The following is a 22,530-nucleotide window of genomic DNA, read 5'->3' as shown; positions in this document are numbered from 1 at the left end:
CGCGCTCGCGAGTCGCCCGGGGTGGTAATTAATTAACGGGCCTGGTGCGCAAGCACCAAGGCAGCGCACGAAGTGCACCGCCCCCCCTGCGCAGGCGCCAACCTGGTGCACCGAAACGCCCACTCTTCGCGCAACCCCCCGTTGCAGAGCCTCATGCCGAACCCGGCACAGCCCTTGCAAAAGCCCCTTCATCGTTCGTATCTGCCGATGATAACAATCAAGTTCCTGGAGATCGCACCATGAAGCGTCGTAGCCTGATCAAAGCCTTTACCCTCACGGCATCCATTGCGGCCATGGGCCTGACCTGGACGGTGCAAGCCGCCGAAACCATCAAGGTCGGGATTCTGCATTCGTTGTCCGGGACTATGGCGATCTCCGAAACGTCGCTCAAAGACATGGCGCTGATGACCATCGACGAGATCAACGCCAAAGGCGGGGTGAACGGCAAAATGCTTGAAGCGGTGGTCGTCGACCCGGCCTCCAACTGGCCGTTGTTCGCCGAAAAAAGCCGACAGTTGCTGACGCAAGACAAAGTCGCCGTGGTGTTTGGCTGCTGGACATCGGTGTCGCGCAAGTCCGTGCTGCCGGTGTTTGAAGAACTCAATGGGCTGCTGTTCTACCCGGTGCAATATGAAGGCGAAGAAATGTCGCCTAACGTGTTTTACACCGGCGCCGCGCCCAATCAGCAGGCGATCCCGGCCGTTGAGTATTTGATGAGCGAAGACGGCGGCAGCGCCAAACGCTTCGTGCTGCTGGGCACGGACTACGTGTATCCGCGCACCACCAACAAGATCCTGCGCGCGTTCCTGCATTCCAAAGGCGTGGCCGACAAGGACATCGAAGAGGTCTACACCCCATTTGGTCACAGCGATTACCAGACCATCGTGTCCAACATCAAAAAATTCTCGGCCGCAGGCAAGACCGCTGTGATCTCCACCGTGAACGGCGACTCCAACGTGCCGTTCTATAAAGAGCTGGCCAACCAGGGCCTTAAAGCCACCGACGTGCCGGTGATTGCGTTCTCGGTGGGCGAAGAAGAGCTGCGTGGCATCGACACCAAACCGCTGGTGGGCAATCTGGCAGCCTGGAACTACTTCGAGTCGGTAGAGAACCCGGTCAACAAGAAGTTTGTGGATGACTGGAAAGCCTACGCCAAGGCGCACAACTTGCCGGGCGCTGACAAAGCCGTGACCAACGACCCGATGGAAGCCACCTACGTGGGCATTCATATGTGGGCGCAGGCCGCTGAAAAAGCCAAGTCCACTGACGTCGACAAAGTGCGTGAAGCCATGGCTGGCCAGACTTTCGCGGCGCCATCGGGTTACACCCTGACCATGGACAAGACCAACCACCATCTGCACAAGCCCGTCATGATTGGCGAAATTCAGGATGACGGTCAGTTCAACGTTGTGTGGCAAACCAAAGAGCCGATCCGCGCCCAGCCGTGGAGCCCGTACATCCCTGGCAACGACAAAAAGCCGGATTACGCGGTGAAAGGTAACTAAAGCCTGAGGAGTCACCTGTGGGAGCTGCCGAAGGCTGCTTTCTATCGATCAAAAGATCGCAGCCTTCGTCAGCTCCCACAGACGCCAACACCCGCTTTCTGTGCAAGGCCACGATTATGCCCACTGCCCTTTACCGCCTGATCCTCAGCTGCCTGCTGTGGCTGCCATTGGCCGTTTTCGCCGATGACGCCAGCGACTTCGCAGCGGCCAACAATTCCGAGCAAGCCCAACTCCTCGAAAGCTGGGCTGCACAACCCTCTCCCACCCGCGTGGAGTTGATCAACAGCCTGCAAAAAGGCCAAATCACCGTCAGCGGCGAGGTCAAAACCTTGCGCCTTAACAACCGCCTGCGCGGTTTGATCGATACCGCACTGGCCAGTCATCAACTGCTGGCCGCCGACCCGAAACTGCGCCTGAACGCCGCGCAGCAGCTGCAAAAATCCGCCAAACCGGCGCAACTCAAGTTCCTTGACCAGCAACTGGCAGCCGAGACCGACAGCGATGTGCACTCAGCCCTCAGCCTGGCATTGGCCAATCTGCAACTGGTCGACCCCGACCCGGCAGTCCGCCTGGCCGCCGTGCGCCTGCTCGGCGAAACCGGCGAACCGCTGGCGCGCACCCGTCTTGAAACCCTGCTGCAACCCGGCGTCGAAACCGATGCCAGCGTGCGCACCGCCGCCGAAACCAGCCTGGCGCAAGTCAAACGCCAATTGCTGATCGGCGACTTGCTGGGCCAAGCCTTCAGCGGCCTGTCGCTGGGTTCGATTCTGTTGCTCGCGGCACTCGGTCTGGCCATCACCTTCGGCCTGTTGGGCGTGATCAACATGGCCCACGGCGAGATGCTGATGCTGGGCGCCTACTCGACCTATTGCGTGCAATTACTCTTTCAGCGCTTCGCTCCCGGCGCAATCGAGTACTACCCGTTGCTGGCGTTGCCGGTGGCGTTCTTCGTCACCGCCGCCGTGGGCATGGTGCTGGAGCGCACCATCATTCGCCACCTCTACGGCCGACCGCTGGAAACCCTGCTCGCCACCTGGGGCATCAGCCTGATCCTGATCCAACTGGTGCGTGTGCTGTTCGGCGCGCAGAACGTTGAAGTGGCCAACCCGGCCTGGCTCTCCGGCGGGCTGCAAGTGCTGCCCAATTTGGTGCTGCCGTACAACCGGCTGGTGATCATCGTCTTCGCCCTGGCGGTGGTGGTGCTGACCTGGCTGCTGCTGAACAAAACCCGACTGGGCCTCAACGTGCGCGCGGTCACCCAGAACCGCAACATGGCCGCCTGCTGCGGCGTCCCGACAGGGCGCGTCGACATGCTCGCGTTTGGCCTGGGCTCGGGGATTGCCGGGCTGGGCGGTGTGGCCTTGAGCCAGATCGGCAACGTCGGCCCGGACTTGGGCCAGGGTTACATCATCGACTCGTTCCTGGTGGTGGTGCTGGGCGGCGTCGGCCAACTGGCAGGCACCGTGTACGCGGCGTTCGGGCTGGGCATCGCGAACAAGATCCTCGAACCACAGATTGGCGCCGTGCTCGGCAAAATCCTGATCCTGGGGCTGATCATTCTGTTTATCCAGAAGCGTCCGCAAGGTCTCTTCGCGCTTAAAGGACGGGTGATCGACTGATGAATCAGCCTCTTATGTTGACGGCCACGCAAAAAGCCGGCCCCAAACTCACCGCGCTGGTGGGCGGGCTTGTGTTGCTGGTGCTGCTGGCCATGCCGCTGCTGTCGTTATTACCCGCCGACAGCCCGTTTCAGGTCTCGGCTTACACCCTGACCCTGGTGGGCAAAATTCTCTGTTACGCCATCGTCGCGCTGGCGCTGGATCTGGTCTGGGGCTACGCCGGGTTGCTGTCGCTGGGCCACGGTTTGTTCTTCGCGCTGGGCGGCTATGCCATGGGCATGTACCTGATGCGCCAGGCCGCGGGCGATGAGTTGCCTGCGTTCATGACCTTTTTGTCGTGGTCCGAGTTGCCGTGGTACTGGATCGGGACCGAGCACTTCTGGTGGGCCATGTGCCTGGTGGTGCTGGCGCCTGGCTTACTCGCGCTGGTTTTCGGCTTCTTCGCCTTCCGCTCGCGGATCAAGGGCGTGTACTTCTCGATCATGACCCAAGCGCTGACCTTCGCCGGGATGCTGCTGTTTTTCCGCAACGAAACAGGCTTTGGCGGCAACAACGGCTTTACCAACTTCCGAAGCATTCTGGGGTTTGGTATCACCGAACCCGGCACCCGCGCCGTGCTGTTTTTCGCCACCGTGTTGTTGCTGGTTACCAGCCTGTTTCTGGGCTGGCGTTTGGCGCGCAGCAAGTTTGGCCGCGTGCTGACCGCATTGCGTGACGCCGAAAACCGCCTGATGTTCTGCGGCTACGACCCTCGCGGTTTCAAGTTGTTTGTCTGGGTGTTGAGCGCAGTGCTGTGCGGCTTGGCCGGAGCGCTGTATGTGCCACAAGTGGGCATCATCAACCCCGGCGAAATGTCACCGACCAACTCCATCGAAGCCGCCGTGTGGGTGGCCTTGGGCGGGCGCGGCACCTTGATTGGACCGTTGCTGGGCGCTGGCGTGGTCAACGGCATGAAGAGCTGGTTCACCGTGGCTTTCCCTGAATACTGGCTGTTCTTCCTGGGCGCGCTGTTCATCATCGTGACCCTGTACCTGCCCAAAGGCGTGATCGGCCTGCTGAAGAAGAAGGGCGAACAATGAGGAATGTCATGCTCGAACCTGTCCTCGACCCGAACAAAGACGCCGGCAGCAGCCGCGATGCCATCAGCTTTGGCCAGCGCGTCAAACCGGGACTCAACACCCGCCACGGGACCATCCTCACACTGGAAGACATCAGCGTCAGCTTCGATGGCTTCAAGGCGCTGAACAACCTCAACCTGTACATCGGCGTGGGTGAATTGCGCTGCATCATCGGCCCCAACGGTGCCGGTAAAACCACGATGATGGACGTTATCACCGGCAAGACCCGGCCCAGCGAAGGCCAGGCCTGGTTTGGTGAAACCCTGGATTTGCGGCAGATGAGCGAAGTACAAATCGCCCAGGCCGGGATTGGCCGCAAGTTTCAAAAGCCCACCGTTTTTGAAGCCTTGAGCGTGTATGAAAACCTCGAACTGGCGCAGAAAACCGACAAATCGGTATGGGCCAGCCTACGCGCCAAGCTCACCGGTGAACAAAAAGAGCGCATCGGCGAAGTGCTCGACACCATTGGCCTGACCCACTCGGCGCAGCGCCCGGCGGGGTTGTTGTCCCACGGCCAGAAGCAATTTCTGGAGATCGGCATGCTGCTGGTGCAAGACCCGCAACTGTTGCTACTGGACGAGCCGGTGGCCGGCATGACCGACGCCGAAACCGAGTTCACCGCCGAGCTGTTCAAACGCCTTGCGGGCAAGCACTCGTTGATGGTGGTGGAACACGACATGGGCTTTGTGGGCTCGATTGCCGACCACGTGACCGTGTTGCACCAGGGCAGCGTGCTGGCCGAAGGCTCGCTGGAACAGGTGCAGGCGAATGAGCGGGTTATTGAGGTTTATCTGGGTAGGTAGAGAACCTGTAGCCGCACGTCAAAAGGAATCCGAACATGCTTCAAGTCGAAAAGCTTCATCAGTTCTACGGCGGCAGCCACATTCTTCGAGGCCTGACGTTTGAGGTCAACGTGGGTGAAGTGACGTGCCTACTGGGCCGCAATGGTGTGGGCAAGACCACGCTGCTCAAGTGCCTGATGGGTTTGCTGGCGGTCAAAGAGGGCCGGGTGCAATGGGAAGGCAAGACCATCACCACGCTCAAACCCCACCAACGGGTGCACGCCGGTATCGCTTACGTGCCCCAGGGCCGCGAGATTTTCGGGCGCCTGACCGTAGAAGAAAACCTGCTGATGGGCCTGTCACGCTTCCCCGGCTCCGAAGCCAAAGAGGTGCCGGCGTTTATCTACGAATTGTTCCCGGTATTGCTGCAGATGAAGCACCGGCGCGGCGGCGACTTGTCCGGTGGTCAACAGCAACAACTGGCCATTGGCCGCGCATTGGCCAGCCGCCCGCGCCTGCTGATTCTCGACGAACCCACCGAAGGCATTCAACCCTCGGTGATCAAGGAGATCGGCGCGGTAATCAAAATGCTCGCGGCACGCGGCGACATGGCGATTTTGCTGGTGGAGCAGTTCTACGACTTCGCCGAAGAATTGGCTGATCACTACCTGGTGATGTCGCGCGGTGAAATCGTGCAGCAAGGCCGTGGTGAAAATATGCAAACAGAGGGTGTGCGCGGGCTGGTGACGATTTAATCTGTCACTCTTTCCGGGTAAAAAGTCCTACATATGAACGTGCCTGCCAACACCGCGCTGTTCACCCCCAACTGGCATGCCGAGCTGGAGCTGGGCTATGGCCGCTTCGGTGACAGCACACGCCCGACCCTGCGCCGCCACTTTGGCCCGCTGCGGGTGCAAAAGCACCTGTACGCCGAAGGTCCGCAGGTGTGCCAGCACATCATCGTGCACCCGCCCGGCGGGATTGCGGGCGGTGACCGGCTGGACATCCGCGCCAGTGTCGGCCCCGATGCCTGGGCGCAACTCACCAGCCCCGGCGCGGCCAAGTGGTATCGCGCGGCGGGCCCAGCCTATCAAACCGTCGAACTCAAGGTAGCGGCCGGCGCGACCCTGGAATGGCTGCCACAAGAAACCATCGTCTTCAGCGCGGCCCAGGCCGAAATCAGCACCCGCATTGAGCTTGAAGGCGATGCACGGCTGTTTTACTGGGACATGGTGGCGTTAGGCAGACTGGCCAGTGGCGAGCGTTTTGAGCGCGGGCACTTTCAGTCTGGACTGGCTATTCGCCGCGACGGCCAATTACTCTGGCATGAGCGCCAGCGCATTGTCGGCGACGACGGGCTGCTGGACTCGCCCATCGGGCTGGACGGCAATCCGGTGTTTGCAACGTTGTTGGTCACGGGGGAAATCAGCGCTGAGTTGCTGGAAGCCTGCCGCAGCTTGCCGAACCCGGTGCGCGGGGATTTGACCCAATTGCCGGGGTTGCTGGTGGCGCGGTGCCTGGCGGGCGAAACCTTGCAGGCGCGTGGCTGGCTGATTGATTTATGGCGCTTGCTGCGCCCGGCATTGCTGGGACGCGAGGCGCTGGCACCGCGAATTTGGAGCACGTGAGAGCAATACCCGCTCTCACAGGTTGAGTCATCACCACTTTTTAAAACTTTTCAAACACGGACGCCACCATGGACCTGACTCCACGCGAAAAAGACAAGATGCTGATCTTCACCGCCGGCCTGTTGGCTGAGCGTCGACTGGCCCGGGGCGTGAAACTCAATTACCCGGAAACCATCGCCTATATCTCTGCCGCCCTGCTCGAAGGCGCCCGCGATGGCCGCACAGTGGCGCAGTTGATGTACTACGGCACAACGCTGCTGACGCGTGAGCAAGTGATGGAAGGCATCCCGGAAATGATCCCCGACATTCAGGTCGAAGCCACTTTCCCGGATGGCACCAAACTGGTCACTGTCCACCAACCCATTGCTTGAGGCGGCACCATGTCTTATGTCATTCGTGATGCCGTCCCGGCTGACCTGCCGGCGATTCGCGAGATTTACAACGATGCGGTGCTCAACACCCTCGCCATCTGGAACGAGCAAACCGTCGACCTCGATAACCGTCAGCAATGGTTCAACGCCCGCCAGGCGCAGGGCTATCCGATTCTGGTGATTGTCGACGCCGCCAATATCCCTCTGGGTTACGCCTCGTTTGGTGACTGGCGACCCTTTGAAGGGTTTCGCCACACGGTCGAGCACTCGGTGTACGTGCACCCCGAGCAGCGCGGCAAGCGCCTCGGCCCACAGTTGCTGGCCGAACTGATCAAGCGCGCCCGAGCCTGTGACAAGCACGTGATGGTCGCGGCCATCGAAAGCGCCAATGCCGCCTCGATTCACGTGCATAAACAGCTGGGCTTCGTCACCAGCGGGCGCATGCCGCAGGTCGGCATCAAATTCGGTCGCTGGCTCGACCTGACCTTTATGCAACTGATGCTCAACCCCGGCGCACTGCCACCTCAGGAGCGCGGCCAATGAATGCCGAACACGTGATTCAAGTCACAGCCTCGACCTTTGCCCAATACCGTGAAGACTTGATCGTGTTGCTGCTCGACGCCGTGAAGCAGGGTGCTTCGGTCGGTTTTATGGACGACCTGGATCGGCCACAGGCCAATCGCTACTTCGACGAAGTGTGTGCACAACTGGATCAAGGCAACCTGCTGTTGTGGGTGCTGGTTGAAGAGCAGCGTGTGCTGGCCAGCGTGCAATTGGCGCTGTGCCAAAAGACCAATGGCCTGAACCGCGCCGAAGTGCAAAAGCTGCTGGTGCTCAACGAAGTGCGCCGCCGTGGCTTGGGCCAAGTGCTGATCCACGCCCTGGAGCAAGGGGCACGCGAGCAAAAACGCGGCCTGCTGCACCTCGACACCGAAGCCGGTTCACCTGCCGAAAACTTCTACAGCGCTTTGGGCTACACCCGCGTCGGCGAATTGCCCAACTACTGCCAAAGCCCCAACGGCCATTACAGCCCAACGGCCATCTACTACAAAACCTTGAGTGAGCCGCAATGATTCCTGGCGAATATCGGATTGAAGCGGGCGAGATCGAACTCAACGTCGGTCGCCGCACCCACAGGCTCAGCGTGTCCAACCGGGGCGATCGACCGATTCAAGTCGGCTCGCACTACCACTTTTTCGAAACCAACGACGCCCTGATGTTTGACCGTGGCGACAGCCGCGGCATGCGCCTCAACATCCCGGCGGGCACTGCGGTGCGCTTTGAACCGGGTCAGACCCGCGAAGTGGAACTGGTGGAACTGGCTGGGCTACGCCGAGTGTTCGGCTTTGCCGGGCGCGTGATGGGCAATCTGGATTGAGCCGCGCACGCAGTCGCTGACGAGGGCTGCGAAGGGTTGCACCGCAACCCGTTTTCCCAAATCCCTGACATATCCCCTCGCAGCCTTCGGCAGCGACGACAAAGCGAGTGACGCTTAGGAACACACCATGAAAATTTCCCGCCAGGCTTACGCCGATATGTTCGGCCCGACTGTAGGTGACAAGGTTCGTTTGGCCGACACCGAACTGTGGATCGAGGTCGAGCAAGACTTCACCACCTACGGTGAAGAAGTAAAATTTGGCGGCGGCAAGGTGATTCGTGACGGCATGGGCCAAAGCCAATTGCTCGCCGCCGAAGTGGTCGACACGCTGATCACCAACGCCCTGATCATTGATCACTGGGGTATCGTCAAAGCCGATGTGGGCCTCAAAAACGGTCGTATCCACGCCATCGGCAAAGCCGGTAACCCGGACATCCAGCCCAACGTGACCATCGCCATTGGCGCCAGCACGGAAGTCATCGCCGGTGAAGGCATGATCCTCACCGCAGGCGGCATCGACACGCACATTCACTTCATCTGCCCGCAGCAGATCGAAGAAGCGCTCAACAGCGGCGTGACCACCATGATCGGCGGCGGCACCGGCCCCGCCACAGGCACCAACGCCACGACGTGCACCTCCGGCCCGTGGCACATGGCGCGCATGCTACAAGCCGCCGATTCGTTCCCGATGAACATGGGCTTCACGGGCAAGGGTAACGCCAGCTTGCCTCAGCCGCTGATCGAGCAGGTCGAAGCCGGGGCCATCGGCCTCAAGCTGCATGAAGACTGGGGCACTACGCCCGCCTCTATCGACAACTGCCTGAGCGTGGCTGACCTGTACGACGTGCAGGTGGCGATTCACAGCGACACGCTGAACGAGTCGGGCTTTGTCGAAACCACCCTGGCCGCCTTCAAGGGTCGCACCATCCACACCTACCACACCGAAGGTGCGGGCGGCGGGCATGCCCCGGACATCATCAAGGCGTGTGGCTTGACTAACGTGCTGCCCAGTTCGACCAACCCGACCCGGCCCTTCACCCGCAACACCATCGACGAACACCTCGACATGCTGATGGTTTGCCATCACCTGGACCCCAGCATTGTCGAAGACGTGGCGTTCGCCGAAAGCCGCATTCGCCGCGAAACCATCGCCGCCGAAGACATCCTGCATGACCTGGGCGCATTCTCGATGATCAGTTCTGACAGCCAGGCGATGGGCCGTGTGGGTGAGGTGATCACCCGCACCTGGCAAACCGCCGACAAGATGAAGAAACAACGCGGCCCCCTGCTCGAAGACGCTCCCGGCAACGACAACTTTCGCGTCAAGCGTTACATCGCCAAGTACACCATCAACCCGGCGATTACCCACGGTGTGAGCCATGAAGTGGGCTCGATTGAAGTGGGCAAGTGGGCCGACCTGGTGCTGTGGCGTCCGGCGTTTTTCGGGGTTAAACCGACATTGATTCTCAAGGGTGGGGCGATTGCGTCGAGCTTGATGGGCGATGCCAACGCCTCGATTCCTACCCCCCAGCCGGTTCACTATCGACCGATGTTCGCCAGCTATGGCGGCTCGCGGCATGCCACCTGCCTGACGTTTATCAGCCAGGCGGCATTTGATGCGGGGGTGCCGGAAACTCTCGGGCTTCAAAAGCAAATCGCCGTGGTCAAAGGCTGTCGCGACGTGCAAAAAACCGACCTGATCCACAACGGTTATTTGCCCAACATTGAAGTCGACCCACAGACCTATCAGGTCAAGGCCGATGGTGTGTTGCTGTGGTGTGAGCCGGCAGACGTGCTGCCCATGGCGCAACGTTATTTTTTATTTTGACCTACTCACCTGCAGGCGTACTGAGGAGTAACTCCTGCAGGCCTATTCAAACGTCCGAATCTGAATCGCTATAACCCCAGATCGAATCCAGCGACGGCCTGCTGACGCTGGCTGTCAAGTCATACATCACCTCGCGCTCTTCAGCGACCAGCGCGTCCATGGCGATGTCGTAGACCATGTTGGACATCAGCCTGCCCGGCGCGACCTCATCGCTAGACTTACCCAATAACCGGCCAGCGGCTTCGATGGTGGTGCGTAATTCGGCCCGCTGTTGCTCCGTTAAACCCACCCCTTCTACCCAGTCACGTTGTGCAACTTGCAACTCGGTCAAGGCGAGTATTCTCTCCCTCACCGAGGCGAAAGCCGACGCATGCGCTCCTTTCACATACTCAGTCCATATGGGTTGGTCCAGCAACTGATCAACCAGGTCGCCCTCGTCCAGCGCTTTCACGCGTACGTAAGCACGCTCTACCATGGCGGGGGTTACATCAGCCTCCGGGAACGCCATTTCGGGGTATTGCCAAGGCAAATTCAGTCTTTCAGCCAACTGAGCGGTGTAGGTCAGGTAAATTTCCACCTCGTCGATGTCGCGCACTCGCCTGCCCTGACTATCGAGGTGGATAACCCGTTGACCGCTTGCATCATATTCCGGGTGTTGACGCCCCTGGGCTTCAAGCTCCCGCACGCGCGCCCTGGCAATTCGTCCCAACTCATCCAGACGAACCTTGCCTTTGGCCAGGGCCAAAATTTCTCCTCCCACCTCTGCTGCCGGGCCGCTATAGGCCTCATGCAACAGGACCTCGACCCCCATGGCATTGAACAACTGCGCTCCCGCATCCACGCAGAAAAAAGGGGCTGCGGCCATCTCGAACAAGGTGTCGCGCAGTTCAGCGCTTTGCGTTATCGCTTCCAGCATGCGCCAGACTTTGCCCCTAAGGTCTTGCTTGAACGCATCCGTGCGCAGCTCAAAGTGGCGGGCTTGATCGCGCAGCACATCGAAAAAGGGACCAGAGCCCGGTTGCTCCTCGACAAGGTTCCACAACGCCTGATGCGTGGCCACCTGATCGGGCGACAAGCCACTGATCCAGTGACGGCTATCACTTTCAACGCCCGCAGGAAGAAGTCGGGGCCGCTCTATACCCACCGACTCGCTATACAGGTTGTAACGTTCAAGCACCTCACGGGACACGTCATCGACGCTCAAATAAGTTCGCGCAACGGTCGCCGCTTTTTCCGACCCCGGCGCTACATCTGGAATATGACTGAGCGGGTTCTTGTCCAGATACAGCCTGAACTCCCGCGCGCGCGAGTGAGCCAGGAGCCCCACAGGCCAGCGGTCAAGGTTGCAATGGGTCAAGGTCAGCCGCGACAGGTCAGGCATACGGCTGATATCCGGTGGCAAGCCCAGGGGGCAATTCTCAAGGTTCAACTCACGCAGCCGGGTCAAGCCTCGTAACCGGGCGCCCGTCTGCGGGGTCAGAACAATCGCGCTGCCTTTGAGATTGAGCCTCTCCAGAAAGGACATGTCCGTTATGGCCGACGGCAAATGAGTCAAAGACGCCCCGGCCACGTCCAGTTCCCGCAACTGTTTAAAGTGGGAGAGGAACACGCCAATCGCGTCGGTTACGGCGGCGCCTGACACATTCAGCTTGCTGACATGGCTAAAGGGAGTGCCAAGCTGTGGCAGGCTTTGCAGAATCGGCCCCATGCCTTCAAGCGAAAAACTCAGATGCTGGCCCAGGTATTGCCCTGCCGAGTCAAAGTGCTGCGTGCCTGAGCGACGCCAGGCATGCTCAAGGCGCTCGCGCACTTGATGCCTGAGCCGCAGGGTGCGTTGCTGTATCGGGTTGGGGTTAACGCTGACTGGCTCACCGTCGATGGGTGAATAGACCCATTGCCAAAGCGTGGTGTCCAGGGATTCGAACTCCACTTCCAATGCTTGAAGCCGCAGGGGCGCGCCTGCACCGTGAAGCTGAAAAAAACCAGTGATATCGCCGTAGGTGAATGCAGGATAAAGCCGTCCCAATCGAACCTTCATCGCAGCGGCTTGAGCGTCGTCCTGAGCAAGCACGCCCGTACCACTGAGCAAATACCCCAACTTGCCACTGACCAAACGCCGAGGCGGCAGAAAAAAGGGGCGCGACTCAGGCTTGATCTTCAGCAGCCGTTGTAGCTGGGCACGGGGTAGCGCGTGGCGCGTCAAAATTTTCTTTAACTTAAGATCTTGATTGACGTGGGGCACCCCAAGCGCTTTTCGATAGTTATCTGGAAGGGCGTGCTGCAGGCTGCTGTAAAAATCGCACACACTGCTCAGATGATTGCCCTCTTCATCCAAAGCCCGGTATTTGCCATCCGATATTCTGGCCAGCACTTTTCGATGGTTGCTGTCCCTCGAGCCAATGCTGGCACGCAGAGCACCTGTGAAATCACCCTCGCGTACTTCCAGACGCAGGTCTCTTCTCCAGCCCGGCAAATTTTTCAAGGTATTCAAGACCAGAATTTCAGTGTCGGCCTTTACCAAGCCATCCAGAAACAAACCTAAATAAGCAGTGGATAGCCGGGTATTGCGCTGTAAGGTTCGGGCCAGTTCAAGCAGACGCAACGGCACCCTGCCCGTCGCCAGCCGTTTGATTTCGTCAGCACTCGCCTGCGCCAGCAGTCGACGAACCACTGTGGTCGAGAGGCTGGGAAATAGCCGCTTAATCAATTCAATCGCGGGTCGCGCAGGATCGCCTGCGGTTATCGGGGCCTCACTCAAGCTGGCAAACAGGCGCTGAATATTGTTTTCCATGTGCTCGCTGAGCAGCCCTTTGAACATGTTCAAACGATCTTCGCGAGTATGCGGTGCGCGATTGCCCATCAGGGTTTCAAGTTGCGGCAGGCTCAAAGCGTCAACCACGCGCGCCGGCAGTTCGCCTGCCATCAATTGAGTCCAGTTGAGTGTGAGCACATCCGCTTGCGCAGCTTGAGCGCTGCCATAACGCGTGACCTGGCCGTTGGGTTGAAGTGGATCAAACACGTCGATGGCTTTGGACGCCGGCCATCCCGGCATTTCAACCGTAAAAGCGGCCGCATAGCTGCAGAGTTCAAAGGACATACGAGTAGCACGGACTTCCTGGACCGCCTGTCTGGCCTTGGCGTAAGCCTGATACTGGCGCAGGTTTTCCAACAGCAAGACCGGTATCGGCTCACCCTCGGCATACATGCGCCGCAGATCAGCGCTTCGCACCTCACACACGTTGAGCATCAGCTCCAGCTCTTTGTCCAGCAGGCCTGTGGTTAATGGGCCCAAACGACGTTTCAGCGTGCGACGTTTCCAGGTCAGAGGTTGTTCGTCTTCAGCCACCCATACCCCATGCCCGCTGTGTTTGAACTCGGGCTTATACGCATCCGGCTCAAAGGGATGAAGGGCGCTGTAGTGCCCGGTAACGGGGTTGGACTCCAGCACATAGGTTTTACCGTCCAGCGGTAGCACCTTCTGCCCATTGAGGGTGTAAAGCCCCGACTCATCGGGCAAGGCGTCAGGAGAAATACCAATAGCGTGCTCATAGGGCCGCAGGTCAGTGTTCCAAAGCCTTTGCTTGCCGTTGGGCAAGGTGATTTTTTTGAGGTTTTCGATAATCGGCGATGCGACGTGAAAGACGCCGGCACCGATCACCAGGGTCGCTAAATTTTGAAGCACATCACTGATGTGCGCCCAAGCGGCGTCCCTCTCTCCATCAGCCCACTCATGGATTCCCTCGATGATTTCGTCCAGTAATTGGCTCACCATCACCACCATCATGACGTCCCCCAAGGGCGGAATCACCATAGACACCAGGTTGAGTGCAAACAGTCCGATGTTCAGGTAGTGCGTCGTACGCAACGAGTCGTTATTGGCATCAGCCAACGCAGTGGGCACCGCAGTGGCTGGCGCATTGGCAAAAGCCAGGGTGCGCATTTCTTTGAGCCTTGCGCTCCACAGATCAAGATCTACCCAGGGATCTTCGCCGTTCATCGTGGTGGCATTGACCTTGATGGACGGATGTTCAGCCTGAACGCGGCGTTTATGGACTTCAGGGTTGGGCGGTACGTAAATCGCCAGCGACACTTGCGGTGCTAATGCGCGGACCCAGAACTGGGTGTTTTCGGAACCTAACCACTCCACCAACCAAGGTTGATCAGGGGCGTCCTTGATCAGCTCGGTCAAGCGCTTGTAGAAATAAGGCCGATCACTTTGCTGGATAAACCGGCTAAGAAACGCCTGATAGGGGGTGAAACCAGTCTGCCTTAACGTCGTACTGCGCTCAGTGAGCTTGCGCACCAGCTCGTCGCGAAAATCATCATAAGAGGCATACCCCTTCAGGGGATGCTCAGGGTCGCCTGGAATCCAGGCAATGAGGCGCGTGGCGTATCGGTTTTTTTCACTAAAAGAAAACACCACACAGCCATGCAACAAAATCCCCATCACAGTGGGCGTTCGCATCCACACGTGCTGTTCGCCCACTTTGATGTTGCGCTCACCGTCGATCACTCGCTGCATCAAGCTATGGCTGCTGGCGTCAATATCGCCTTTGAGCAAGGCAATGTACGCATCCAGCTTGAGCATGGCTTTTTGCTGGGTGATGTAGCGGTGCTCCAGAATGCCTTGAGGCACGGGATCCTGGGGGGACAGGTGCGCTTGAAGATGCGCCAGGTAGTGAGCGCCAATATCAAGGTCACGACACAGTTGGGTAAACGCCTCTATCGTAAGCGAGGTACTAAAAGCATTAAATCGCCCCTGTGCATCAGGCCGAGTGATAAAACCTGAACCGTCAGCAAAATAATGAGCGTGCGTTTCAGAGCTCTCGAAGTTGTGCAGCGCCGCTTGCAGCAATGACATGGTACGCACGCCGTAGCCACCCGTTGTGACCCCAAAGACATCCACCGCGGGCGTATAAAGCCTTATATACACATCGTTTACGGGCAGGTTATAGCCTGCGGTTTTTAGTGCGGCTTCTAGCAAAGGTCGCGCAAAGGCTTGAGCCGGTTGCAGCCCTATCAAGTGCTGTTCCCACTTGTTATGAGAGACAAATTTGAGTTCGAACAAGGATTTGAGCTGCGCTTTTTGCGTCTTGGTCGAAGCGGTGTACCAGTCGATAACATCGGGCTTGATGTTTTTGAGCTGGGCCTTTCGCTTAATGCTGGCATCGATCAGCCATGGGGGAAATGAGCGTTTGAGGAAGGCATCATGACGCCCTTGGCGCGCCGGCTGCATAAAGATGGGTGACGCAGGAGGATTTGAATCAGTCATGGTTGACCCTCGAAATGTCTGAATCCTCAGCTTATCGAGGGGCAATCCATGTAAAGCGTTATCTATGTAGTGAAGTGGGAACGAGCAGGCGCCGATTCTTGCATTCGCCGTCGCAGCGGCCGCCAGGTGCTGCCTCTGCGCGATTCAAGCCCTTATTCGCGAGGCTTAATCACCTTATCAGTCAGAGATACCCTCAAGGCCTTTACCTCCCCATCTAGAGCGGTCAATTTCGCATAGTAATCATCATCACTGAGCACCTCACCCGGGGCCGCTTTGAGTGAAAGTGTGGCTGCGTCCGCCTGTATCTCCTGGCGCAGCACCGCCTTCTTTTTCTCGGACAACGAAGCGCCCTGCTCGACCAGTTTTTCTTGCGCGACCTTTAAATTAGTCAATGCGTCTATTTTCTTTTTCAAAGGCTCAAACGCAGAAGGTTCGGAACGTTCCAGAAAATCCATCCACATGGGCAGCTCAACCAATTGATTGCGCAACCCTGTCCCTTCTTCCAGAGCCCTTACGGTGCGGTATGCGGCCTCGATCATCGCGTCGGTCACAAAACTTTCAGGGAATACCATATCGGCGGTTTCCCAAGGTAGATCCAGCCTCTCTGCCAGTGAGGTGGTGTATTTAAGGTATATCTCGACTTCATCGATGTCCCTCACTCTGACTCCGTCACGCAGGTTAGGCTCAGGGTCGCCGTTCTCATCATAGATCGGCAGTCGATAGCCCTGATCCTCGAGCTCTTTAATCCGCGCGCGGGCAATTTCCCCTAATTTATTAAGGCGTGCCTTACCTCTTGCCAGGTCAAAGACCTCCAGTCTGACCAACCATGGCTGGGGTGCCCGGTAGGCGTCATCCAACAACACCTCGACACCCAAGGCATTAAAAAGCTGTGCGCCGGCATCTACACAGGTGGCGGGAGCCTTGGCCATCAGGAAAATCCTGTCGCGAAGCGTCTCGCTATCATCCAACGCGTTGAGCATCCGCCAGACTTTGCCCTGTATGTCCAGAATGGCCTTGCTTGGACGATATTTGGCGTTATCCGCCTGCTGCCTAAAGAGATTGAACAGAGGTTCTGAACCATGTTGATCCTCTATGCGGTTCCATACTTCTTGATTCGTCTTCACCTCTTCGGGCTTTAACCCACGCAGCCAATCTCCACTGCCCCCTTCATGAGCCGGGGGTAATTGGCGTTCAGGATCAAGCCCAAGGGCCTCCCTGTAGAGTTTCAACTTCTGGACAACTTCAAATCGCAAGTCATCGTAATTCACTATCGCTCGGGCCAAGGTGTTGGCTTTATGGGAGCCGGGCGCTACATCAGGGATCGTCGAAATGGGGTTGTCGTCCAGGAAAAGCTGAAATTCTCGCGGCCGTTCAGACGCCAATAACCCTTTAGGCCACTCACTGACCCTGCACTCTCTTAGGTCCAAACCCATCAGTTTTGGCATTTTACTGATGTCCGGGGGCAGGTTGATGAGGTTCTTCTGCAGCGTCAAATATTGCATAAGGTGCAGTCGACTCAACTGGCTCACAGACTCGAGCGTCAGCACGATGTGGTTGGACGACAGATCAAGCCTTTGCAAATGCCGCATCTGCCCGATCGCAGGGGGAAGGAGGGTCAATTCGCCCCTCGTGATATCCAACATTTTCAGTCGGCTAAATTGAGAAATAAAGCCATCAATGCCATCTGTCGCGCCTATATTGTCCAGGATCAATTGCGACACATGACCAAAGTCTGCTGTCAGGGGCGGTAAGGACTCCAGTACAGGCCCCATCCCCGGCTCCGTGAATTTCAGCGCCTGGCCTAAATAGCGGTTCCTTGCCGTGTCTATATGCGCGGCCCCTGATCGATGCCAGGCTCTTTTGAGCATGCTCTTCACCGCATGTCTATGTTTGAGGACAACACGCTGACGGTCCCATACACTGGCGTCTTCCCCTTCCCCTGGTTTTACCCCGTCAATATCCGAAGTGATCCATCGCTCGAGAGTGGTATCCAGGTCATTTAACTCTTTCTCCAACGCCCGAATACGTACATCAGGCCTTTCCCCTTCCTGGGTCATAAATTTCGATACTGCTTGATCACTAATCCCTGGGTACAGCTTCTTGACCCGGACTTTCAGGCTCTCTTCATGGTCGAGGGTATTACCCACTGCGCCACGGCCACTGAGCCCATAACCCAATCGACCATCTGGCCAGCGCGGATCTGGCCCAAAAGCAGGAGGATTATCCTGCGTGATGCGTAACACATTGCGCAGATAAGGGCGCGGCACTGGGTGCTGCTGGATCTTTTCTTTCAACGCCCCCCATTCACCCACGCTGGGCACCCCCAACGCTTTGCGGTAAGCATCCGGCAAAGCATGTTGCAGGCTGTTATACAGATTACCCTCGGCGGACAGTATTTCGCCCCTTTGATCATGCGCAACGTAGCGGCCCTCCCCGGTTCGGACCAGTACCTTTTTGTCACTCGCGTCACTCTGCCCGACACTGGCCCTCAACCTGCCACTGAAGGTGTTATTACGCACCTCAATACGCAGATTGTTTGTCCAGCCAGGCAGATGTTCGAGCGAGTTCAACACCAGATTTTCGGTATCGGCCGTTATCAAGCCCTCCAGATGCAACCCTGAATAAGCGGAAGACAATCGCGCTTCTCGCTGCCATCGGCGCCCAATCTCGAGCAGGCGCAGAGATATCCTTCCCTCTTTAAACCGAACAGTTTCTGCGGGACTGGCTTCAGCCACTAGCCGTTGCGCCATAGCCGTCGTCAGTCTGGAATACATCCGCTTGATCAGTCGCAGGGTTTCGCTGGCCGGCATGCTGTCCAGCACGGGCTCGTCATACAAACTGGTGAACAGGCGATGGATATTTTTTTCCATGTGCTGGGCCAGTTGCTTTTGGAAATCAAGTGCTCGCTGGCCCGCGTCAGAGGGCGTCTGCGACCCCAGCATCGCCTCCATTTCCGGCACACTCAGTGCCTTTGTCACCTGCTCCGGCAACTTTCCGGCCATCAACTCTTCTCGGCTGATAGTGATGACATCAATGCCCGTCGCGCTGGCACTGCCGTAACGCTTGGCTTTGACTTGAGGTAAAGCCGCGTCATAGACATCGAAGGCTTTGCCCGACGGCCAACCCGGCATCTCGGCGGTAAAGATGACGCTATACGTACACAGCTCCGGTGAAAGGCGCCCCGCCCGCGTTTCAGCAACGGCCTTCATCGCCTTGGCGTATGCCTTGAACTGGCCCAGGGTGTCCACCAACTTGCCGGGTACGGGTTCGCGCTCGACGTACATGCGCCGCAGACCACCTTCCTCAACATCACAGACCTTGAGAACGTGATTGAAATCGGTGTCGCTAATATCGGCGCTCAATGTCCCAAGGCGACTTTTTAGCTTCGCAAGGTCCCAGGTCAGCGGTTGTTCGCCCTCATGCACCCATACGCCATACCCCAGATGGGTGAACTCAGGGTTGTAGGCATGTGGGTCAGTGGGGTGCCGGGCGCGGTAATGATCGGAAAGGCGGTCGCGTTGCAGCACATAGTTTTTACCTTCGAGCGGTAGCACCGTTTGCCTGTTGACCGTGTACAGACCCGACTCATCCGGCAAGTCGGTCTGAGGAATTTCAATCGAGCGCTCATAGGGGCTCAGGTCCGCGTTCCACAGTTTGAGTGAGCCATCGGCAAACACGATCACTTTGAGCCGTTCAATCACCGGCGAAGCCACATGAAACACACCCGCGCCAACCGCCAGGGTCGCCAGGTTTTCCAGCACGTCGCTGAGGTGAGCCCACGCCGCCTCCTGATCGCCCTGGCTCCACTCAACAAACCCCTCCAGGGTTTCGTAGAGCAATTGCCCTGCCATCACCACCATCATGATCTCGCCCAATGGCGGAATAACCATCGCCACCAGATTGACTGCAAACAATCCGATGTTCAGGTAGTGCGAAACGCGTAATGAATGGTTATTGGCATCTGCCATCGCGGTAGAAATGGCCATGGTTTGCGCATCGGCAAAGGTTTTGGTGCGCATCTCTTTGAGCAGTTCGCTCCACAGATCAAGGTCGACCCAGAGGCCTGCGTCGTTCATCGTGGTGGAGTAGACATTGATCGACGGATGGTCTTTCAGAACACGTCGTTGATGGCGCTCAGGGTTGGCCGGGACGATCAGCGCCAACGACACTTGCGGCGCCAGAGCATGGATCCACCATTGCGTTTTTTCGGAACGGAACCACTCCACCCCCCAAGGCTGATCAGGAGCGTCCTCGATCAGCTCGGTTAGGCGCTTGTAGAAATAAGGGCGGTCACTTTGCGTGATGAATCGGCTAAGAAAATCTTGATACGGCGTAAAAGTAGTCTGCCTTAACGTTGTGCTTCGAGCCGTGAGCTTGCGCACCAGCTCGTCACGAAAATCATCATAAGAGGCATACCATTTGAGGGGGTGCTCGGGATCGCCAGGAATCCAGACAATGAGATCAGTGGGGTATCGGTCTTTCTCGCAAAAAGAAAACTCCACGCAACCATGCAACTTAATCCCCATCACACAGGGGGTGCGATACCACAGTTGCTGCTCATCAATTTGTATGTTGCGCTCACCGTTGATCACGAACTGGATGGCTTCATAGTCCTGGCGAGAAATATCCTTTTTGTACAAGGCAATCTGCGCATCCAGCTTGAGCATGGCTTTTTTTTGGGTGAAGAAACGGTGCTCCAGCACGCCTTGGGATACCGGTTCGTCCGGGGCCAGGAACGGTTTGAGATACGCCTGATATTGAGCGCCAATATCGAGATCACGGCACAGCTGGGCAAAGGTCTCGATTTTCAGTGAGGTGCTATAGAGCTGAAATCGCCCCAGGTGATCGGGGGGTGTAATAAAAGTTGACTCTGGACCAAAGTAATTCGCTTCAGTTTCAGGCTGTTCAAAATTGTGCAGTGCCGCTTGCAGCAATGACAGGGTGCGTGCGCTGTACCCTCCAGTCTTTACACCAAAGGCATCTACAGCGGGCACATAGAGCCGCAGGTACACCTGCGTCACGTCCAAGGTTAAGCCTTTGGCTTTTAGCGCAGCGTCCAGCAGCGGCTGCGCAAACGCCTCAAGGGATTGCACTTTACTCAGGTGCTGATCCAGGGCGTTTTGCGACGTCAATCGCGCGTCAATTAAGGGTTTGAGGTATTTTTTTTGCCCCGGGGTCATACTGGCATACCAGCTTGGTATGCGGGGTGAGAGGCTTTTGAGCGAGGCCCGTCGCTCAGCACTGGCATCCAGCAAGGACGCAGGAATGGCTTTTTTCAAAACATCATAATGGTGCCCTTCTGCGATAGGCGTGGCGCCGTCAGGCAAAATACGACCTGTGGATTCAGACATGGAAATCTTCTCGATAAATGATGAAGTCATCAGGTTATCGAAGCGCTTGAAGCCTCTAGCGGTATCTATATATCCGCTCTAAGAGGTCTGCGGAGGAGCGGTTGTATTACAAAATCACGTTAAAGGCTAAGATGCGCCACCTTTAAGACCACTGCTCCTGGAGCACGTACATGGCTATTCGCCTATCACCCTTCATCGTGCAAAACGTTGACCGCATCGTCGATGAATGGGAGCGATTTGCCGAAACCATCTCGCCCGCCGCACAGACGATGGACAGCGAAGCCTTGCGCGATCATGCCAAGGTCATTCTGCTGGCGGCAGCGCGAGACATGAACACCGCGCAAACAGCCAGCGAGCAACAGGCCAAGGCTGAGGGTGAAGATCTTGATAAAACGCCCGCGCTGGACATAGCCGCCGCCAGTCATGGCGAACTGCGCCACACTGTTGGCTTCGATCTGGTGCAAATGACGGCCGAATTTCGCCATTTGCGCGCCTGTGTGATCCGTCTGTGGGTCGACAGCCTGCAGGCGCCGGAGCCCGCCCACTTGCAGGACATGATTCGCTTTAACGAGGCCATCGATGAAGCGCTGGCCGAATCCACCGCGGCCTATGCCGAACAGGTCAGTCGTTCGCGCGATATATTTCTGGCCATTTTGGGCCACGACCTGCGCGCGCCGCTGCAGGCGGTGAGCATGTCCACTGAAATGCTGGTGCGTAAAGCCAAGCTGGACGCCGATGCCTTGAAATATGTGAGCGCAATCAAAAACGGTACGCGGCACATGGGCTCGATGGTCAGTGATTTACTGGCGTTTGTGCGCAGTCGCCTGGGCAGCCAATTGCCCATCGAGCCGGTGCCTATGGACTTGGGAGACGCTTGCCGCGCGGCCTTGGCGCAAGCGTGCGCCGGGCAGCCGGACTGCGAGCCGGTACTGACCATTGACGGGCCTGTCGAGGGAGAATGGGATCGCGGCCTGATCCACCAACTGCTGCAAAACCTGATAGGCAATGCGTTGCAACATGGCAGCCAGAGCCGTGTAGTGACCCTGACGCTGACCGGAGGCGCCCGGCAGGTGCTGTTATCGGTTCACAACCGCGGAATGCCCATCGATGAAGACTCGCTGGCCACCCTGTTTGACCCGTTGGTGCGCAGCCCGAGTGAAGACCCCAGCCTGCCGGGCACCTCCACCAGCCTGGGACTGGGGTTGTTCATCGTAAAAGAAGCGGTCAACGCCCACGGCGGCACTGTCGACGTCACCTCCACCGAGGCCGAAGGCACGACTTTTACTGTGATGTTGCCAAAACACGCATCACCACCTGGTCGCTGACGAGCCGAGTGGGCTGCGTCAGCGACCGGCCGCTCATATCTGAGGGTTACTGCCCACAAATCGCCCCAATTGCTGCTTCAAATGACGGTTTTCAGCACGCAGTTGCTGCACCTGCTCCAGCAGTTCAAGCGCCAGTGCAACGCCTTCCCATTCCAGATCAAGCTCCTTATGCAGCTTGGCTGCACGCTTTGCGATGACCAGTTCGTAGTCTTCAAAACGCCACGCATCGGGCGCGTGGCCCTGAGGTTCGATAATTCCGTGTTCGACGATCTCTATCACGTAAGTGGCCGGGATATTGGCCTCTTCGCAGAACCTTTCCATGTCCAGCTGAACGATCAGGGTGCTGCTCATGA

15 protein-coding genes are annotated in these 22,530 nt (G+C 57.8%); 12 read left to right on the top strand and 3 right to left on the bottom strand.

Going from position 1 to position 22,530, the window contains the following annotated elements:
- Positions 1–239 precede the first annotated feature (239 nt).
- The 11 genes from urtA to ureC all read left to right on the top strand — a co-directional run bounded on the left by urtA (position 240) and on the right by ureC (position 10,229).
- Positions 240–1,505 (top strand): urea ABC transporter substrate-binding protein, encoded by a 1,266-nt coding sequence (urtA, locus tag ACIQYF_RS02135; protein WP_402856125.1) that lies wholly within the window; start codon positions 240–242, stop codon positions 1,503–1,505.
- A 116-nt stretch (positions 1,506–1,621) separates the two neighbouring features.
- Positions 1,622–3,124 carry an urea ABC transporter permease subunit UrtB gene (gene urtB, locus ACIQYF_RS02130; protein ID WP_402856122.1) on the top strand — a complete coding sequence of 501 codons (1,503 nt, stop codon included), beginning with the start codon at positions 1,622–1,624 and terminating at the stop codon, positions 3,122–3,124.
- On the top strand, positions 3,124–4,203 hold the full coding sequence (urtC, locus tag ACIQYF_RS02125; protein WP_402856119.1) for an urea ABC transporter permease subunit UrtC: 1,080 nt from the start codon (positions 3,124–3,126) through the stop codon (positions 4,201–4,203). The genes urtB and urtC overlap by 1 nt, the downstream gene beginning before the upstream one ends.
- Positions 4,200–5,045, top strand: a complete 846-nt coding sequence (gene urtD, locus ACIQYF_RS02120; RefSeq protein WP_402856116.1) for an urea ABC transporter ATP-binding protein UrtD — start codon at positions 4,200–4,202, stop codon at positions 5,043–5,045. Before urtC ends, urtD begins: the two co-directional genes overlap by 4 nt.
- 35 nt (positions 5,046–5,080) lie before the next feature.
- Positions 5,081–5,779, top strand: a complete 699-nt coding sequence (gene urtE, locus ACIQYF_RS02115; protein ID WP_402856113.1) for an urea ABC transporter ATP-binding subunit UrtE — start codon at positions 5,081–5,083, stop codon at positions 5,777–5,779.
- 33 nt (positions 5,780–5,812) lie between these two features.
- The gene (locus ACIQYF_RS02110; RefSeq protein ID WP_402856110.1) at positions 5,813–6,652 is read left to right on the top strand and encodes an urease accessory protein UreD; all 840 of its coding nucleotides are present in this window, start codon (positions 5,813–5,815) and stop codon (positions 6,650–6,652) included.
- Positions 6,653–6,720: 68 nt separating this feature from the next.
- Positions 6,721–7,023, top strand: a complete 303-nt coding sequence (gene ureA, locus ACIQYF_RS02105) for an urease subunit gamma (protein ID WP_402856107.1) — start codon at positions 6,721–6,723, stop codon at positions 7,021–7,023.
- 9 nt (positions 7,024–7,032) lie between these two features.
- On the top strand, positions 7,033–7,566 hold the full coding sequence (locus ACIQYF_RS02100) for a GNAT family N-acetyltransferase (protein WP_402856104.1): 534 nt from the start codon (positions 7,033–7,035) through the stop codon (positions 7,564–7,566).
- Positions 7,563–8,096, top strand: coding sequence for a GNAT family N-acetyltransferase (locus tag ACIQYF_RS02095; RefSeq protein WP_402856101.1), 534 nt, complete (start codon positions 7,563–7,565; stop codon positions 8,094–8,096). The genes ACIQYF_RS02100 and ACIQYF_RS02095 overlap by 4 nt, the downstream gene beginning before the upstream one ends.
- The gene (locus ACIQYF_RS02090; RefSeq protein ID WP_402856098.1) at positions 8,093–8,401 is read left to right on the top strand and encodes an urease subunit beta; all 309 of its coding nucleotides are present in this window, start codon (positions 8,093–8,095) and stop codon (positions 8,399–8,401) included. The genes ACIQYF_RS02095 and ACIQYF_RS02090 overlap by 4 nt, the downstream gene beginning before the upstream one ends.
- Positions 8,402–8,528: 127 nt before the next feature.
- Positions 8,529–10,229, top strand: a complete 1,701-nt coding sequence (ureC, locus tag ACIQYF_RS02085; RefSeq protein WP_402856095.1) for an urease subunit alpha — start codon at positions 8,529–8,531, stop codon at positions 10,227–10,229.
- A 46-nt stretch (positions 10,230–10,275) separates the two neighbouring features.
- Here the strand turns inward: ureC and ACIQYF_RS02080 are convergent, their stop codons facing one another.
- Positions 10,276–15,501, bottom strand: coding sequence for a dermonecrotic toxin domain-containing protein (locus ACIQYF_RS02080; RefSeq protein WP_402856093.1), 5,226 nt, complete (start codon positions 15,499–15,501; stop codon positions 10,276–10,278).
- A 152-nt stretch (positions 15,502–15,653) separates the two neighbouring features.
- Complete coding sequence (locus tag ACIQYF_RS02075) at positions 15,654–20,852, bottom strand: dermonecrotic toxin domain-containing protein (protein WP_402856091.1); 5,199 nt, start codon at positions 20,850–20,852, stop codon at positions 15,654–15,656.
- A gap of 176 nt (positions 20,853–21,028) precedes the next feature.
- Here ACIQYF_RS02075 and ACIQYF_RS02070 point away from each other — a divergent pair, with 176 nt between their 5' ends.
- Positions 21,029–22,177, top strand: a complete 1,149-nt coding sequence (locus tag ACIQYF_RS02070) for a sensor histidine kinase (RefSeq protein ID WP_402856202.1) — start codon at positions 21,029–21,031, stop codon at positions 22,175–22,177.
- Positions 22,178–22,210: 33 nt separating this feature from the next.
- On the opposite strand, the gene ACIQYF_RS02065 is transcribed toward ACIQYF_RS02070, so the two are convergent.
- A complete protein-coding gene (locus ACIQYF_RS02065; RefSeq protein WP_402856088.1) occupies positions 22,211–22,528 on the bottom strand; it encodes a chaperone modulator CbpM in 318 nt (105 codons plus the stop codon).
- Positions 22,529–22,530 lie beyond the last annotated feature (2 nt).

Origin of the sequence: Pseudomonas sp. NPDC096917, from assembly GCF_044762555.1 — a bacterium.
Taxonomy (GTDB): domain Bacteria; phylum Pseudomonadota; class Gammaproteobacteria; order Pseudomonadales; family Pseudomonadaceae; genus Aquipseudomonas.
This window is presented reverse-complemented; position numbering and strand designations above follow the sequence as displayed.

Excerpts from the sequence above, each read along its gene's own strand:
- urtA (WP_402856125.1), top strand. The coding sequence starts at position 240 with ATGAAGCGTCGTAGCCTGATCAAAGCCTTTACCCTCACGGCATCCATT.
- urtB (WP_402856122.1), top strand. The coding sequence starts at position 1,622 with ATGCCCACTGCCCTTTACCGCCTGATCCTCAGCTGCCTGCTGTGGCTG.
- urtC (WP_402856119.1), top strand. The coding sequence starts at position 3,124 with ATGAATCAGCCTCTTATGTTGACGGCCACGCAAAAAGCCGGCCCCAAA.
- urtD (WP_402856116.1), top strand. The coding sequence starts at position 4,200 with ATGAGGAATGTCATGCTCGAACCTGTCCTCGACCCGAACAAAGACGCC.
- urtE (WP_402856113.1), top strand. The coding sequence starts at position 5,081 with ATGCTTCAAGTCGAAAAGCTTCATCAGTTCTACGGCGGCAGCCACATT.
- ACIQYF_RS02110 (WP_402856110.1), top strand. The coding sequence starts at position 5,813 with ATGAACGTGCCTGCCAACACCGCGCTGTTCACCCCCAACTGGCATGCC.
- ureA (WP_402856107.1), top strand. The coding sequence starts at position 6,721 with ATGGACCTGACTCCACGCGAAAAAGACAAGATGCTGATCTTCACCGCC.
- ACIQYF_RS02100 (WP_402856104.1), top strand. The coding sequence starts at position 7,033 with ATGTCTTATGTCATTCGTGATGCCGTCCCGGCTGACCTGCCGGCGATT.
- ACIQYF_RS02095 (WP_402856101.1), top strand. The coding sequence starts at position 7,563 with ATGAATGCCGAACACGTGATTCAAGTCACAGCCTCGACCTTTGCCCAA.
- ACIQYF_RS02090 (WP_402856098.1), top strand. The coding sequence starts at position 8,093 with ATGATTCCTGGCGAATATCGGATTGAAGCGGGCGAGATCGAACTCAAC.
- ureC (WP_402856095.1), top strand. The coding sequence starts at position 8,529 with ATGAAAATTTCCCGCCAGGCTTACGCCGATATGTTCGGCCCGACTGTA.
- ACIQYF_RS02080 (WP_402856093.1), bottom strand. The coding sequence starts at position 15,501 with ATGACTGATTCAAATCCTCCTGCGTCACCCATCTTTATGCAGCCGGCG.
- ACIQYF_RS02075 (WP_402856091.1), bottom strand. The coding sequence starts at position 20,852 with ATGTCTGAATCCACAGGTCGTATTTTGCCTGACGGCGCCACGCCTATC.
- ACIQYF_RS02065 (WP_402856088.1), bottom strand. The coding sequence starts at position 22,528 with ATGAGCAGCACCCTGATCGTTCAGCTGGACATGGAAAGGTTCTGCGAA.